General features: G+C 62.7%; 19 protein-coding genes. 4 read left to right on the top strand and 15 right to left on the bottom strand.

Features of this window, described 5'->3' with window-relative positions:
• From MKK51_RS00100 to tnpA, 5 genes are all read right to left on the bottom strand, one after another.
• On the bottom strand, window positions 1-1,187 hold a 1,187-nt coding region (locus MKK51_RS00100), incomplete at its 3' end, for a PAS domain S-box protein (protein ID WP_243974235.1).
• Between the two features lie 296 nt (window positions 1,188-1,483).
• Complete coding sequence (locus MKK51_RS00105) at window positions 1,484-2,236, bottom strand: dienelactone hydrolase family protein (RefSeq protein WP_243974236.1); 753 nt, start codon at window positions 2,234-2,236, stop codon at window positions 1,484-1,486.
• A 145-nt stretch (window positions 2,237-2,381) separates the two neighbouring features.
• The gene (gene tnpC / locus MKK51_RS00110; RefSeq protein WP_243974255.1) at window positions 2,382-3,884 is read right to left on the bottom strand and encodes an IS66 family transposase; all 1,503 of its coding nucleotides are present in this window, start codon (window positions 3,882-3,884) and stop codon (window positions 2,382-2,384) included.
• A 101-nt stretch (window positions 3,885-3,985) separates the two neighbouring features.
• Window positions 3,986-4,333, bottom strand: coding sequence for an IS66 family insertion sequence element accessory protein TnpB (tnpB, locus tag MKK51_RS00115; protein ID WP_056267967.1), 348 nt, complete (start codon window positions 4,331-4,333; stop codon window positions 3,986-3,988).
• Window positions 4,330-4,743 (bottom strand): IS66-like element accessory protein TnpA, encoded by a 414-nt coding sequence (gene tnpA / locus MKK51_RS00120; protein WP_243974237.1) that lies wholly within the window; start codon window positions 4,741-4,743, stop codon window positions 4,330-4,332. Before tnpA ends, tnpB begins: the two co-directional genes overlap by 4 nt.
• 108 nt (window positions 4,744-4,851) lie before the next feature.
• Between tnpA and MKK51_RS00125 the strand changes: the two genes are divergently transcribed.
• Window positions 4,852-5,331, top strand: a complete 480-nt coding sequence (locus MKK51_RS00125) for a MarR family winged helix-turn-helix transcriptional regulator (protein WP_243974238.1) — start codon at window positions 4,852-4,854, stop codon at window positions 5,329-5,331.
• A gap of 270 nt (window positions 5,332-5,601) precedes the next feature.
• On the opposite strand, the gene MKK51_RS00130 is transcribed toward MKK51_RS00125, so the two are convergent.
• The 4 genes from MKK51_RS00130 to MKK51_RS00145 are packed head-to-tail and all read right to left on the bottom strand — an operon-like array spanning window position 5,602 to window position 7,962.
• Window positions 5,602-6,021, bottom strand: a complete 420-nt coding sequence (locus tag MKK51_RS00130; protein ID WP_227439719.1) for a DUF3618 domain-containing protein — start codon at window positions 6,019-6,021, stop codon at window positions 5,602-5,604.
• Complete coding sequence (locus MKK51_RS00135) at window positions 6,018-6,413, bottom strand: phage holin family protein (protein ID WP_227439720.1); 396 nt, start codon at window positions 6,411-6,413, stop codon at window positions 6,018-6,020. The genes MKK51_RS00130 and MKK51_RS00135 overlap by 4 nt, the downstream gene beginning before the upstream one ends.
• Before the next feature lie 8 nt (window positions 6,414-6,421).
• On the bottom strand, window positions 6,422-6,865 hold the full coding sequence (locus MKK51_RS00140; protein ID WP_243974239.1) for a hypothetical protein: 444 nt from the start codon (window positions 6,863-6,865) through the stop codon (window positions 6,422-6,424).
• Window positions 6,866-6,885: 20 nt separating this feature from the next.
• Window positions 6,886-7,962, bottom strand: coding sequence for an HWE histidine kinase domain-containing protein (locus tag MKK51_RS00145; protein WP_243974240.1), 1,077 nt, complete (start codon window positions 7,960-7,962; stop codon window positions 6,886-6,888).
• A gap of 404 nt (window positions 7,963-8,366) precedes the next feature.
• Here MKK51_RS00145 and MKK51_RS00150 point away from each other — a divergent pair, with 404 nt between their 5' ends.
• From MKK51_RS00150 to MKK51_RS00160, 3 genes are all read left to right on the top strand, one after another.
• On the top strand, window positions 8,367-10,592 hold the full coding sequence (locus MKK51_RS00150) for a CHASE3 domain-containing protein (RefSeq protein ID WP_243974241.1): 2,226 nt from the start codon (window positions 8,367-8,369) through the stop codon (window positions 10,590-10,592).
• A gap of 200 nt (window positions 10,593-10,792) precedes the next feature.
• Window positions 10,793-11,131 (top strand): c-type cytochrome, encoded by a 339-nt coding sequence (locus tag MKK51_RS00155; RefSeq protein WP_243974243.1) that lies wholly within the window; start codon window positions 10,793-10,795, stop codon window positions 11,129-11,131.
• Between the two features lie 173 nt (window positions 11,132-11,304).
• Window positions 11,305-11,484, top strand: a complete 180-nt coding sequence (locus MKK51_RS00160; protein WP_243974245.1) for a hypothetical protein — start codon at window positions 11,305-11,307, stop codon at window positions 11,482-11,484.
• Window positions 11,485-11,892: 408 nt separating this feature from the next.
• Here MKK51_RS00160 and MKK51_RS00165 read toward each other — a convergent pair whose 3' ends face one another.
• The 6 genes from MKK51_RS00165 to MKK51_RS00190 all read right to left on the bottom strand — a co-directional run bounded on the left by MKK51_RS00165 (window position 11,893) and on the right by MKK51_RS00190 (window position 13,969).
• Complete coding sequence (locus MKK51_RS00165) at window positions 11,893-12,156, bottom strand: hypothetical protein (protein WP_243974247.1); 264 nt, start codon at window positions 12,154-12,156, stop codon at window positions 11,893-11,895.
• Window positions 12,153-12,575, bottom strand: a complete 423-nt coding sequence (locus tag MKK51_RS00170) for a DUF5681 domain-containing protein (RefSeq protein ID WP_243974249.1) — start codon at window positions 12,573-12,575, stop codon at window positions 12,153-12,155. Before MKK51_RS00170 ends, MKK51_RS00165 begins: the two co-directional genes overlap by 4 nt.
• A 224-nt stretch (window positions 12,576-12,799) precedes the next feature.
• Entirely contained in the window at window positions 12,800-13,027 is a 228-nt protein-coding gene (locus MKK51_RS00175; protein WP_243974251.1) for a hypothetical protein, read from the bottom strand.
• 31 nt (window positions 13,028-13,058) lie between these two features.
• Window positions 13,059-13,289: a hypothetical protein gene (locus MKK51_RS00180; RefSeq protein ID WP_243974252.1), complete on the bottom strand. Its 231-nt coding sequence runs from the start codon at window positions 13,287-13,289 to the stop codon at window positions 13,059-13,061.
• Between the two features lie 40 nt (window positions 13,290-13,329).
• Window positions 13,330-13,581, bottom strand: a complete 252-nt coding sequence (locus tag MKK51_RS00185; RefSeq protein WP_243974253.1) for a hypothetical protein — start codon at window positions 13,579-13,581, stop codon at window positions 13,330-13,332.
• A 55-nt stretch (window positions 13,582-13,636) separates the two neighbouring features.
• Window positions 13,637-13,969 (bottom strand): hypothetical protein, encoded by a 333-nt coding sequence (locus MKK51_RS00190; protein ID WP_243974254.1) that lies wholly within the window; start codon window positions 13,967-13,969, stop codon window positions 13,637-13,639.
• Between the last annotated feature and the right edge of the window lie 486 nt (window positions 13,970-14,455).

The raw sequence follows: 14,455 nt of genomic DNA on the forward strand, positions 1-14,455 counted from the left end.
TCGATCACCCCGTGGCTGAACCATGAGGCGTCCGCCATTACGGCCTCGATGGCTGAGATCAATTCCGCCTCGGTACGTTTTCGAGAAGAGATGTCCTGAACGGCGCAAAGCAGGCCAGAGCTGCCGTTCACCGTGATCGGCTCGGCAGAGACGAGGCAATCGAGGATGTCGCCCTGCCGGGTCCGTAAACGTCCCTCAAAGGCTCGGACCCGACCGTAGCGCTGCAGTTCGCGCTTGAAGCGTGTCCGCTCGGTTTCCTCGACCCAGGGTACGGATGTGACATCGGCTGCATCACCGAAGGCTGCAGCATAAGCCTCATTGATGCTGGTCGACACCTCCGCTTCCGAACTCAGAAGAGCGGTCGGGATTGGGCTGAGCTCGAACGCCTTGGCGAACCGTTCTTCGCTTAGGCGCAACTCCGCCTCCGCCTTCCGGCGATCCTCCAGGTCGGCGAAGGTGAACAGCATGCAGCGCTCGCCACCGGGCATCTCAATGGGATGTCCAGCGACGATCACGTACTTCTCCGGGTCGGCTGGGACACAAAGGCACGCTTCTCCCTGCAGGATCGGAGTGCCGGCATGGAGATGGGCTACGGCAGCAGCGCGGTGCTTGCACTGGCCTAGCAGATCGATCTCCGTGAACGTCCGACCGAGCACCTGATCGCGCGTGAAGCCTGTCAGGTCGATGAAGCCCTGGTTGACTTTCACGTAGCGGAGATCGGAGAGCCGGCACACCACGGCCGGGGCTGGGTTTGCCCGGAACATGCTCTCAAAGCGTTCCTCCGCCTCGTAGTGATCGCTCACGTCTTGCATGATGAGGGCAAGGCCCGTCGGACGACCCTCCGCCTCAGTCACGACAAGGCTGCGAATACGATGCATCCAGATCTTTGTCGGATCCCGTGCATGGTGCACTTCGACCACAGCATCACGGAAAGTCTCGCCAGCGAGCCCCCGCTCCACTGGATGCTGCAGCGGTCCGATCTCCCGATGGTTGCGGTAGCGCAGCACGAAGTTAGCACGATATTCGGAGATGGTAGCGCCAAGGTCGTCCAGCTCGGCAACGCCATGCATCGTGAGCGCCGCCTCGTTGGCGTAGGACAGCGTATGATCGGCCTCGATCAGGATCACCCCTTCACTGAGGCCAGCGACGACTTGCGCCAGCTGGGCTTGAGTATGACTGCTACGCATCGGAAAAACCTCCGTCCGACGGGCAACGCAGAGCGTGGACAGGTCGATGCCATGAGTTGGCCTACCAGTCCGTCGATCGTCATGGATCCATCGCTCGGCATAGTCCGATACGAACGGATACCCAACATCGTCGAGCTATGCCGTTGACGCAGACGAGGGCGGGGCGAGCCTGGGCCCTGTCCCTAAATGATAATGCTTCCGAATGACTGAGTCGGGTGGTTCTGCGACCCACCCCTTCCGCACGGTTATGCCATTGAAGCTGACGAGGCGACCTCGCCTGCTCAAGGGCCTACACATTAGTTAGGAACGCTGCCCTGCCGCAGTTCGCGATCAAGTAAGGCCAGCATCGCCCGCCATCCTCGTTCGGCGGCGGCCGCGTCGAAAAGCGGGAAGTCGGGTTTCATCCAGCCGTGGGCGGCGGGGTAGGTCTCGGCCTCAAACGAAACGCCGGCCCCGCGCAGCGCCGTTTCTAAGCGCCCGGCCATCTCCGGCGGGTAGCTGTCATCGTTGGTCGCCGCCGCGATGTAGAGCCGTGCCTTGATCAGCAGCGCGACGGTATGCGGACTGTCCGACGCGTCGGTGGCAAGGTTGCCGCCGTGGAAGCTTGCCACGGCTGCGAACCGGTCCGAGTGGGTTCCGGCTGCGATGATCGCCATGCCGCCGCCCATGCAGAAGCCGATGGCGCTGACTTGACACCCCACGACGTCCCGGCGGGTGTCGAGGTAGGCCAGAAGCGCCGTCGTGTCCTGCGCGGCCTTCGCGTTGCCGGTCGTCGCCATCAGGGGACCGAGCACCGCGCGGAAGTCGCTCCTCATCACCTCCACAGGATCGAAGTGGCCGTAGGGACCATAGCGGTAAAAGAGGTCCGGTACCAGCACGAGGTAACCAGCGTCGGCCAGCCGCTGCGTCATCTCGAATACGGCCGGGCGGATGCCGCCTGCATCCATGAAGAAGATGAGGGCTGGCCCGTCCGTCCATCCCTCGGGGGTGGCTATGGTGACTGGGCAACGGCCGTCGGGGGTGGTGACCGTAACGCTCTCGCGGGGCATACCGTTGGCCTTCAATGAATGGCGCCAGGCAGCGGTTGAGCGCGTACAAGGCAGTCGATACATATGCACGTATGCATTAGTAGCCAATCGTGGAGGTTAAGGGTACGCCTTCGGTGAAGGCCGCGTTCGTGGTCCCGGCGGGGTGTCAGGCGGCGATCTGCCGGCGCTGAGGCTGGGTCCAGTTCCACGGCAGCAGATCGTCGATACGCCTGGCGGGATGGTCGGGTAGCCGCGTGAGCACGTCGGCGAGCCAGGCCTGGGGGTCGATGCGATTGAGCTTGGCGGTTTCGATCAGCGTGTAGAGGGCAGCGGTACGATGACCGCCCGCATCCGATCCGGCGAAGGTCCAGTTGCGGCGGCCCACCGCGATGGGACGGATGGAGCGTTCGGCAGCATTGTTCGACAGGCAGATCCGTCCGTCGTCGAGGAACCGGGCGAAGGCGGTCCAGCGCTTGAGCAGGTAGTCGATCGCCGCTGCCGTGGGAGCCTTGGCCGAGAGCTTGGCGCGGTTCTCCCGCAGCCACGCCTCCAGGTCGGCAACGAGGGCGGCCGAGCGAATGCTTCGGTGCGCGCGGCGTTCATTGGGGGCAAGACCGTTGGCGGCGCGCTCGATGGCGAAGATCTGATCGATCCGCGTCACGGCCTCGATGGCGATCGGAGCCTTCTTTAGATCGGCCAGCTCGAAGAACTTGCGTCGGGCATGGGCCCAGCAGGCCGCCTCGCGGATCGGACCCGGCTTGCGGCCTGGGTCGTACAGCCGGCCGAACCCCGAGAAGGCGTCCGCCTGCACGATGCCGTGGAAGTCGCCGAGCCAAGTCTCGGCATGCGCGCCGGAGCGGTCGGGGGAGTAGAAGTAGGCCGCGGCCGGCGGCTCGGGTCCACCGAAGGGGCGGTCGTCGCGCACCACCGTCCAGAGCCGGCCGGTGCGGGTCTTCCCCTTGGCCAGGACCGGCACCGGCGTATCGTCGAGATGGAGGCGGTCGGCTCCCCGGACATGGGCCTCGATCCGGGAGACTAGGGGCGACAGGGCGGTGGTGACGGCTCCGACCCAGCCAGCCAACGTCGAGACGTCGACCGGCACGCCTTCATGGGCGAAGCGCTGGCTCTGGCGATGCAGCGGCAGATGCAGGCCGAACTTGGCCATCATCACCTCGGCCAGGAGGTTCGGCCCGGCCCGCCCCCGCGGGATCGGATGGAAGGGGGCCGGGTTCTGCGCGATGGTCTCGCAGTCGCGGCAGGAGAAGCGCTCGCGCGCATGCTGGATCACGACCCAGCGCGCCGGGATCCGCTCCAGAGTCTCGGTTACGTCTTCGCCGAGAGGGCGCAGACGTGCCCCGCCACAGCAGGCGCAGGTCGTCGGGCCGGGATGGAGAATGCGCTCGCGCGGCAGATGCTCGGGCAAGGGCCTACGAGCGGGCTTGCGCTGGGAAGAGGTCGGGGTGGTATGCGGCTCGGGCTCAGCCGCTTGCGCCTCCGTCTCGGCGAGCGTCTCCTCCAGATCCTCCAACGTCAGTTCGAGCTGGTCGATCCGGGTGCTGCGTTCCGAGGAGGCCCCGAAGCGCTCCCGTCGCAGCCGGGCGACCTCCAGCTTGAGCCGTTCGACCGCGATCTCGGACACGAGCCGCGCCGCCCGCTCGGCCAGGATCATGGCGTGAGCGGCAGCGAGATCGGTGGGAAGCGGCGGGGGCTCAGGCGCGTTCGGCACACACTGAGAAGAGCATATTCCTCAGCGTCTGTAACGCGTTATCCTCAGCCGACGGCGCTCGGACGCCAGCTCTCCTGCGGCATCCGCCAGTCGATGCCCGAGAGCAGGTAGCCGAGCTGCGCCGTCGAGATCGTCACGGCTCCGTCCGCCACCGACGGCCACAGGAAGCGGCCGCGGTCGAGCCGCTTGGTGTACAGGCACGCGCCCTGGCCATCGTGCCAGATCACCTTGATCAGGTCACCGCGCCGGCCGCGGAAGACGAACAGGTGTCCGGAGTGGGGATCGCGCTTGAGCGTTTCCTGGACGATCATCCCCAAGCTGGAAAAGCCCTTGCGCATGTCGGTGTGGCCGGTGGCCAGCCAGACCCGAACGTTGGCCGGCAGCGGGATCATCGGCCCTCCAGGGCATCGAGCACCCGACGCAGTGCCGCGGCATCGACGTCCCGTTCGACCTTGAGACGCCGACCACCACCGAGATCGATCTCCATGATCCCGGTCTTGCGCCGCGCTCGACGGGGCTGGGCCGCAACATCAAGATCATCCGACCGCAGAACTGGAACCGCCGGCGACGGCTCCGGGGTGATCGCGACGGGCACGAAGACCGGGGCCTGCTCGTCCCCGCCCAAACGGCCTTCCCGAGCCTGGCGTCGCCACGTGAACAGCAGGCCCTGGGCGATCCTGTGCCGGCGCGCCACCGAACACACCGACACCCCGGCCTCGTACGAGGCTTCGACGATCCGCACCTTGTCCTCGAACGACCAGCGCCGCCGTCGTTCGGCCCCCTCAAGCACCTCGACCCGCATCGCCCCGACCCGCTGACCTTAACGCCAGCATTAAGGTCAGGCTTCAGCCGAGTGCGCGATGCTGTCGACCGCGGCCATCACCGGACGCGTACGGTTAAGGTAAGGGCAATGAGCGAACATCGTGACGTACTGTCGACGCCGGGGCATCTCGTCAGCCTTGTTGCCCGTGGCTTCGCCCGCCTCAGCGAGGCACGGCTGAAGCCGTTCGGCTTCGGCGTCGGCCACCTGCCGGTCCTGGTCGCGTTGCGGGACGGAAAGGCCGGCACGCAACGCGATCTCGCGCGTTTCGCGCGGGTCGAGCAGCCGCCAATGGCGCAAATGTTGGCGCGAATGGAACGGGACGGTCTCGTCCGTCGGACGCCGGATCCGGCCGATGGCCGCAGCCATCGTGTGGCTCTGACGGAGATGGCCCTCTCGTGCCTGCCGGAAGCAACCGCTGTGCTGATGCAGGGCAACCGCGATGCCCTCGCCGGCTTCACGGAGGCGGAAGCCGAGCAGTTCGTCGACCTGCTTGCTCGGCTCCTCGCCAACCTCGATCGGCTTGCCGCCAATGGTCCGGGGCGACGATGGTCTTCAGCCGTACCGTGATGTCCCATTCAACGTCCGCTTTGCGGCGCCGAGATTTGAAACTCGAAGGACGGGATCGGGTCGAGAGCAGCATGTCCGCTTCACCATAGGGTCATACTGACGTCGGCGATGCTGATTGTCGGAAATACCGTCGTTTTACAGACGTGAGAAAAGGGAGCTGTTTTAGCAATCCTTCCTTCACAATTGGCCAGGAAGTTGGTTCTCGCCTAAGGCGCCTAACGTATTCCTTCGCCTCAGTAATCGCTCATATCGATAGAGCGACTTTTGCACCTATCTCGTGATCTGTACCGAAACCGGGTCACTGCCCGGGAAACTTTCCTCCAGTGCATCATTGAGCCGGTTGTCCAAACGATCCTGACTGTTCCCCGCTAGGTTGCTGTCCGTGTTCGTTCGGGACAAATCCCCCGGCACCAGAGCAAGGCGTCTCGCCTCGGCCGCACGCCGTGCAGTGTCGTAAACGAGGTAGCCCAGCCCGCTCAGGATCAGCAGTACCGGCAGTGGGTTCGCCCGGCTCGCGTCAACGACCCGGGCGGTATTCCCATGAAGCATTCTTGCGCGCCAGGCGGAGCTCATCAAGTTGGCTGTGACGCCCGAGACGTCCAGGCGGGACTGAAGGGTATCGAGTGTCCGGTCGAGTCTGCCTCGGCTTGCCTCGACCTCACGCTCGATCTCGTCTGCTGGCTTACTCATCCGCCCATGCGCTCCGTAATGATGCCAGCATCCTGGCGGACCTGTCGCTCCGTCCTAGTAGGTTCCAGGCTAGCAAGGGAAACCTTGCTACGCCCCCACAACGCTAGGCCAAGCGCCACCACCGCGAACCCACCCCCGACAACAAGGGCTGCCATGGCTTCGGAGTGCAGTACCGTGGCCAAGCCCTTCACCAACGCGAGGATCAGCACCAGCACGCCTGTTACCGCGAGTAAGGTCGCGGAAATGAATAGGCTCAGGCCCATAGCGAGCTGATGAAGGCCTTCGCTCATCTCGGTGCGAAAGAGCGCAATTTCCTTAGAAACAACGTTATGCGTCTCGCGGATCGCATCACCAACGAGGCTGGGAAGGCTCCGAAGTTGCGGCTCGGCCATAACGCGTCTCACACGTCCTGGGTTGGGAGGACATCAACTGGAACCATTGCATAGGAGCGCGGCACGGGCGGGATCTTTGACGCCTTAAGAAAGCGGAAGAGTACGAAACCAGCGAATGCTGCAGCAGCTACGGTCACACTAGGGTTCCGACGGACGGTGGCTTCAACCTCGCCATAGATTTCGCCGAACGTGCGCTGGTCGATCTTTTCGGAAAGCTCCTGAATTCCATCGGCGGCGCTGTCGAAAAAGGCCTTCACGTGCTGGTGGCTCCCGAAGTCGGCACTACTCGCGCGTATGGCCTCAGCAACATCTGACACGACGCGGGATACATCAGCCTTACGCTTCTCGGTATAGCTCTCCGCTTGTTCTCGGATTGAGCCGGTGAAACCGCCTAACGTGCCGACCTCACGTTCTCCGGAGCCTGACGGAAGGTCATTAGAAATCTTGCTCATTCCGGCTCTCCACCGCACTGTTATGTTCGCGAGGCGCTACGGAAAACTGTAGGGTTGGCATAGGGTTCCTTATCTTTGGACTGACGCTCGGCCATCGTCAGCGGAACGGCGACGCTCACCCGTAACCCATCCGGATCAAACGCGATGTCGACCCTCGCACCAACTTGCAGCGTAAGCACGCGATTGAGCAGCTTCGAGCCGAAGCCCTCACGCGTCGGTAGGGCGGTGGGTGGGCCGTCGTGCTCGTTCCAGGTCCAGTGAAGGACTTGGCCGCTTGGGCATTCCTCGACAGACCAGGCAACCTCCAGCCAACCACGGGGGTCGCCAAGCGCTCCATGGCGGAGTGCGTTCGACGTCAATTCATGTAGCGCCATACCAATAGGTACCGCGAGCTCGGAGGAGAGGAGGACTGGAGGCCCCTGGAGCCTCACACGCTGTCGTCCCGGTTCGTCGTAAGCCTGCAGCTCATCTCGCAACAGCTCTTCAAAACCCACCACCTGATCCGTATCCTCGGTGATCAGTGCATGAGTCTTGGCGAGCGAGGCGATCCGGCCCGAAAAGGCACGTGTGAACTCGGCGATGGAAGGGGAGGAGCGCACGGTTGCATTTAGCACTGCCTGCACCGTGGCTAGCGTGTTCTTTACCCTGTGATGCAGCTCGCGGACCATCAATCCTTGCTGGTCCTCGGCGGCGCGGCGTCGAGTGACGTCCCGCTGTGCGGAGATCCATCGCGATATGTCGCCATTCGCCTCGCGCACTGGCGTTATCAACCATTCGACCATGTAGGTCGTACCGTCTTTGCGATAATTGAGCGCCTCACCCTGAAATCCGTCGCCTCTTACGAGCGCTGCGCGCATTTGATCGAGTACGGCACGCTCCGTCTTTGGGCCTTGGAGCAGACGGGGTGTAAGTCCTAGAACCTCGCATGCTGTGTAACCCGTCATACGCATGAAGGCCGGATTGACGTATTCGATGCGCGGTCCCGGCTCGTCGAGCTCCGCCGACGTAATAAGGATTGCCTCTCCTGACGCCTCGACTGCCGCCAGGAGTACCCCCAGATCAGGCCGGTTCAGCTCCCCACCACCATATCCGTCCAAGGCGTATCTCCAGCGGGAAGCGGAAGGACATCCCGGCACCGCGCCCGGATCCCGTCAACGAGCCCGCCCGTCAACTATCGGGCGTGGTCGGTAGTTGCCGTTGGGCATGGATCCCCTGTGTTCAAATTCAGCCATACCAACGCTCACTTGCCGGCCCGAATGATCCGCCGGCTGAATTTGGGCAACCAGACAGGGTAGCCCTCACCCTCCATGGATGGAGTTGAGGAGCCGAACGATGCAATTATCTTAGAGAGGCTCAGCATCGCTATTTCCTCGCAATCGCCAGGGATACGGGTAGGAACTGCATCATCGAACTGTGCCGGTTCCCATCTCGGCGCGTTGCTCGGGCCCGCGCCTGCGCAGCGGTCATCCAAGGCACCGGCGCAGGCGAAGACGGGATCGACATGACCAAGCACCTCGTCGCGCGCGCTAATTTCCTGGTTTTCACCGTGCTACTCGCCATTCTGGCTTTGGTCGGCGGCGTGACTTGGGAGCGGCTGGGTGCCTCCCGCGAGGCACGTGAATGGTCGCAGCATAGCTACCGCGTACTCGCCACGTTGAAGGATCTCGCCATCGCCCTTCGCGACGCGGAGACCGGTCAGCGTGGCTTCCTCCTCACCAGCAAGGACGATTATCTGGCACCCTACAACGAGGCCCGCGATCGCGTCGGGGGGCTACAGGGAGAATTACAAAAGCTCACCGTCGACAACCCCGCACAACAGCGACGGCTCCGCGATCTGTCCCCAGTGATCCAGCACAAGCTGGAAGAGCTCGCACAGACCGTGCAGCTACGTCGGGACGTCGGATTTGAGGCGGCGCTGCGCCTCGTCAACACCGATGCGGGTCGCGATTATCAGAAGCAGGCTGAGACTACCCTGGCGGCCATGCTTGGAGAAGAACAGGGCTTGTTGGACAGGCGTTTGGGAGAAAACGATGCCCGCGCAGCCTGGGTCCGTTGGCTGGTGCTTGGCGGCGCGGTTCTTGCTGCGGTCGTCTTGCTACTCGCGGCACGCCTCCTGAACCAAGCTTGGTCGCGCTCGTACCAGATCGAAGCCGAGCAGCGTACGCTAGCCCTGCGTCTACGCGCTTCCCTTGATAGCCTGAGCCAGGGCATTGCGGTGTTCGGGGCCGACCGACAGATGACGAACTGGAATCATTGCTTCCAGGTCTTGCTCGACATCCCCAAAGCGATGCTGCGTCCCGGTACGCCCTACGCCGCCTTCGTCGAGCACACCGCCGATGCCGGTCGTCCCGCCCTGGAAAGTGAGGACCAGATCCGCCACGGCCGAAGCGTCTCCGGAGAGCCGGTGGTGTACGAGCGTATTCGCGGCGATGAGCACCACATTGAGCTTCGCCGTACGCCGATGCCTGATGGTGGCTTCGTGGTGACGGTAACCGACATGACCAAGCGCGCCCAGGCCGAGGGTGTGCTCCGCGAGGCGCAGAAAATGCAGGCCATCGGCCAGCTGACTGGGGGCATCGCACATGACTTCAACAACCTTTTACAGGTGATCCTCGGCAATTTGGAATTCGTCCGATCCAAGCTCGGCGATGAGGATGCCAAGCTCCAGACTCGGATCGAGAGGGCCGCCTGGGCTGCCCAGCGTGGGGCGACACTTACCGGTCAACTTCTTGCCTTTGCGCGCAAGCAGCCCTTGGCCCCTACGCCCATCGACTTGGCAGCCACGATGCCCGACCTCGTACCATTACTCCGGCGTACCCTCGGAGAGCACATTGAAGTCCGCTACGTCGAAAGCGCCGGCCTTTGGCCGGCAATGGCGGACCCAGCACAATTAGAAAGCGCGGTTCTGAACCTTGCATTGAATGCCCGGGACGCCATGCCAGGCGGAGGACGCTTGACCATTGAGCTCGGCAATAAGGTTCTGGACCGGGAATATGCTCAACACCATTCAGAAGTTACGCCAGGCGACTATGCCATGCTGGCCGTCTCCGACACCGGCCACGGCATGACGCCCGAGGTCGTGAAGCGGGTGTTCGAGCCGTTCTTCACGACCAAGCCCGACGGCAAGGGCACCGGCCTCGGACTGGCGATGGTGTTCGGCTTCGTGAAGCAGTCCGGCGGGCACGTAAAGATCTATTCTGAGCCCGGCGAGGGTACGACAGTGAAGATCTACCTGCCGCGGGCGGTGGGCGTTGTCTCGGTTGCCGGACAGCGTTCCGTGGCCCCGATCGAACTGCCCCGCGGCAATGCCACGGTGCTCGTTGTCGAAGACGAGCCGGCGGTGCGCGAGATCGCCTGCGCAATCCTGTCCGACCTTGGCTACCGTGTCCTAGAGGCTGCCGATGGGGAGGAGGCTCTCCGGGTGTTCGGCGCCAACACGGCTGCCGTCGATCTGCTGCTGACTGACGTGGTGCTCCCCGGTAAGGTGCGTGGTCGAGAACTTGCCGAACGCATCACCGAAATGCGTCCCGAGGTGAGAGTTCTCTACATGTCGGGCTACACCGAGAACTCCATCGTCCATCACGGCCGCCTGGACGATGGCGTCCGCCTGATTGGTAAGCCGTTCAAGCGTGAGCATTTAGCCGTCAAGGTAGCCGAGGCTCTCGGCCACTCCATTCCACCTGCGTTTGAAGACGGAAACATCGTCGTCCTGCGACCGCGTTCTTGAGCTGATCGTTACGTCACATTTTCATTCCCGGAGATCCCACGCGACGACATAGGCGCAATCCAACGGAGTGATCTTTGTGCAGCTGAAACGGCAGCAATCGCGTGGTAAGCGGGTGCGCGCATTGGCTCAGCTCAGGCTTGCGCTTGAGAGGGAGCTATCCGAAACGTCTGCTGTGAGCGGGCCATTTGCGGGAGACCTCCATGCGCTACCCTGCCTCAACCCTGGCCGCGGCAATCCTTTCCGCGGGCCTGAGCGTCACGGTCACGTCGGTTGACGCGGCTGAGGACGTCCACGTCCGGCGGGGACACACCTACGTGCAGGTTCATTGTGCTCGCTGCCACGCAGTTGGTCGCATAGGCGAAAGTCCGCTTGCCGAGGCACCTCGGTTCCGCGACCTCCATACTCGCTATCCGGTGACCGATCTTGCCGAGTTCCTAGCAGAAGGTATCAGAACGGGTCATCCTGGCATGCCAGAATTCAAGCTCAATCCCGACCAAGTCGAGGACGTGATCCGATACCTTACAAGCCTAGAAAGGTGAGATGAGCCCCTTACACCGTTTGCGCGCCTACGGCACTTTGTTAACCAATCGTTAACCATAACAACTGAGCCCGCCTGCAAGAGGTGGGCGGTATGATGACTCAAGTGGCACAGGACGGTCTCGCTGCTTTAGGAAGCCTCATTGCTAGAGGTGAGGACCGAAGGATCAATGCGATGATTCATATCGCATTTCTTGAGGCCGAAGACCAAAACCCCCACGAGGCCCGCGCTGACCTGATGGACATCGAGAAGTTTCTGAAAACGATGCGGACGCAACGCGCTCTCCTGATCGCAAGCATCCATCACAACGATATGGCCAAGGGTGAGGCTAACGCACTTCAATCCGCGGCTTAAGGCCTGAAGCGGGACTTGTAGAATGGCCTGTACGGCTCATCGTGAAACGCGGTCATTGTAAAGAAGGCCCTAGACCGGAGAGTAGCTCCGCTTTGAAGCTGCCTACCGTCCATGGCACGGTGCCAACCATGCCTCACGATCAACCGACGTCCCTCAGGGTCCAGGCCGAAGCGATTGGCGTAAGGCCATGCGAATGGGCTTGGACCATCTACTGCGGCACTGATCGGTTCCTGATTGCTCGTTCTCGCCCGGAATTCTCGAACCGCGCGAATGCCCTGGAAGCGGGTGGCACGGCTGCGGCCGAGGTCGCCCGGCGGTTGGGCATTCTTCACATAGAACAAGATGCCGATTGATCGTCATCCGGCTCGCTAGGCGGCCGTGCAAATGCTCCGTGCGCGGAGCGCTGCTTTACCCCATCCGCCCGGCCTCCCGTTCCTCGCCCACATAGCCGATGTACCATTCGAGGTGCCCAGCGACCTCCTGGTCCAGGCGATCAGGTGATGCCTTCAGCGCCTCGGCCGTGGCGTTCGCGGTGCCGTACGGTGCGCAGACCTCGCCGAGGTAGAGGTTGATCTCCTCGTTCAGTTGCTCCTCCGACATGTTGTCGAAGCGGTTGGCCTTCCTTGCCTTTTCCAGCTTGCGGAGGCAGAGGTCCATTACTTTCGAGGTCATGGCTGGGTCATCTCCTCCAGGCGGGCAAGGCGTTCGTGCAGATCGGTCGCCTCGATGGCGCGGACGTGGGCGTCGACGGATTTTGAGATGTCGGCGGCCTCGGACGGGGTGAGCTCGCCGGCTGCCACAGCTTGCAGCAGGGCGTGCGTGGCCCTGGGTAGGTCCGCAGTGGTCTCGATCACGGGGAGGTCGAACTGCACGGGGCGATCCTTCCTAGCCGGCATGAGGCGATCCAGGCACATCCGCAGGGCCTGTGTGTCGCCGTCGGTGGCGAGCTCGATGGCTTTCCGGACGATGCTCTCGGCGTCGCCCTCGAGGATAGCCTCCAGGGCCAGCGTGGATCGGCTGCGGCTGCCTTTAGGGCGGCCGGCAGGGTTGCCGCTCTGGCCAGGTTGAAAGCCGGGTTTCCTCGTGGTCATGCTTCGTCTTGAACGCCCACCGATACGGGAAACACATTGTATTGAACAATGTTCAAACAGTGAAGCCGGACACAATGCCGATTAACGGGTTACTGTCGTTCGATCCGGTGGAATGATGGACTTTCACATTAGGATGGAGGGGCTGGGTGGGGTGCCCTGCCGGCGGCGTAGCTCTTCTATCGCCTCCAGGAGCGCCTTCTTCGCGGCATTGGAGGCGGGGGTGTTCATTCCCCCTCCGAGAGTGACTTCACCAGGGCGTGGTTCTGCTGGGCTTGACGAAGGGTCGTCTCGATCAGGTCGAGCGCCTGCAGCGCCTCGGCCCGCTCGCCTCCCTGGCCGGCGAGGGAGGCGATCAAGGCGACCTGCGCCTCGCGGCGCTGTTCGGCCTCCTTGATGTCCTGGTTGAGCTTGAACCGCGCCTCGTCGATAGAGTTCTGCGCCGCCACGTTCACGGCTTCCTCCCTAGGCTCAGCCTCTTCTACGTCAAAAGGATCTCTCACGACGAAACCGCGACCCATTCAGAAGCCGATCCCGGATTGAGCGCAGCACGGTGAGGCTGGTCATGTAGGAGGCGAGCACCTCCTCCTCTCGGGCCGTGTCTTTGCCTTGGTTGAACACCTCGACAAGACGAGCCACCTGATTGCTGAAGCGTGCCTCGGTCGCGACGATGTTGGCATTTAATCGCATCACAGCGTCAATCTTGGATGTCGCCATCATCACCTCTGAACCCTGAATACCGTTCCATTTTCAGAGGCTAAAGTCTCCAATCCCCTGCACAAGTGCGACTAAGCGGAGCAGCGCGCTCATTGCGGCACTCTCCGGTTGTCGGCTTCCGCAGGAGTAGCTGCTTCAACCCCTCGGCCAGTCCGTGAAGAGCGGCGGATGCGGCCTGCTGGCGGACCTCGCGGTGATCGTCGCGGGCTTCGATAGTGACGGCCGCGATCATCGCCATCTGGCGGGCGTCGCGGATTCCTTTGAGGTAGGCGGCTTGTTCGCGTGGGGTCATCGGTGAGTCTCCGGACGAAGCTGATCAGCGATGGATTAGGTGGCTTGCTCGGGCCTCATGCGATCCAGACGTCGTGCTCGCCGCCGACGCCGTCCCAGCCCTTGTCCAGCATGTCCCTCCGCATTTCAGCCTTGCGCGGGTCCAGGCCAGCCGTCTTGTGGCAGATGACGCGCATGCCATCGACAGAACCCATGAGGTCATAAGCGCGGCGGCCGAAGTTTTTCAGGAAGGGCCGAGCCTCGTGCGATCCCCTCTTGGCGAGGATGAGACGAGACAGCTCAGCGTGGATCTCGGCCACGAGGTCGGCAACAGGGCCATGATTGGGGAGGGCAGCAGCTTCTTGCTCCAGGCGGGCGAACTCGGTGCGGCGATTTCTGGCGGCGGTCATACGATGGATCTCCTGATGATGCCGACTACGCGTCTGCACGATCATCCGATTGTGAAATTTATTGCGGCATTTTGCGCCTTACGGTCCGGTATGAGCGGTGACATTGAGCTATGGTTCAATGTCACCCAACCGTAGCAGCCCTGATGATTGGTCACCTGTGCCTCGATCCTCATGACCCCTACGCTCAGGCCGAGGTGCTGGTCATGTTTGATGGGGATCCCCCAGCAATCCAACTCTTGTCAGCAATCGACCAAGAGGGAGACGACATCCTTACGGACCTGACCCAGCAACAGCGGAGCGACTTGATCCAGGAAATTACCATCTTCCTGAGGCTTCACTCAGGGTAGCTAGAGCGGTGTCCGACCGATTTGAATCGTCTGGGGTTTCGAGAGCGGCGCAGATGTGATTCGATGCCTGGCTTTCCAGGAGGAGAGCCGAATGCCCTCAGCCCTGTCAGCCGATCTGCGTGAACGCGTCGTGGCAGCG

The organism is Methylobacterium sp. E-045, from assembly GCF_022829685.1.
Taxonomy (GTDB): Bacteria; Pseudomonadota; Alphaproteobacteria; order Rhizobiales; family Beijerinckiaceae; genus Methylobacterium.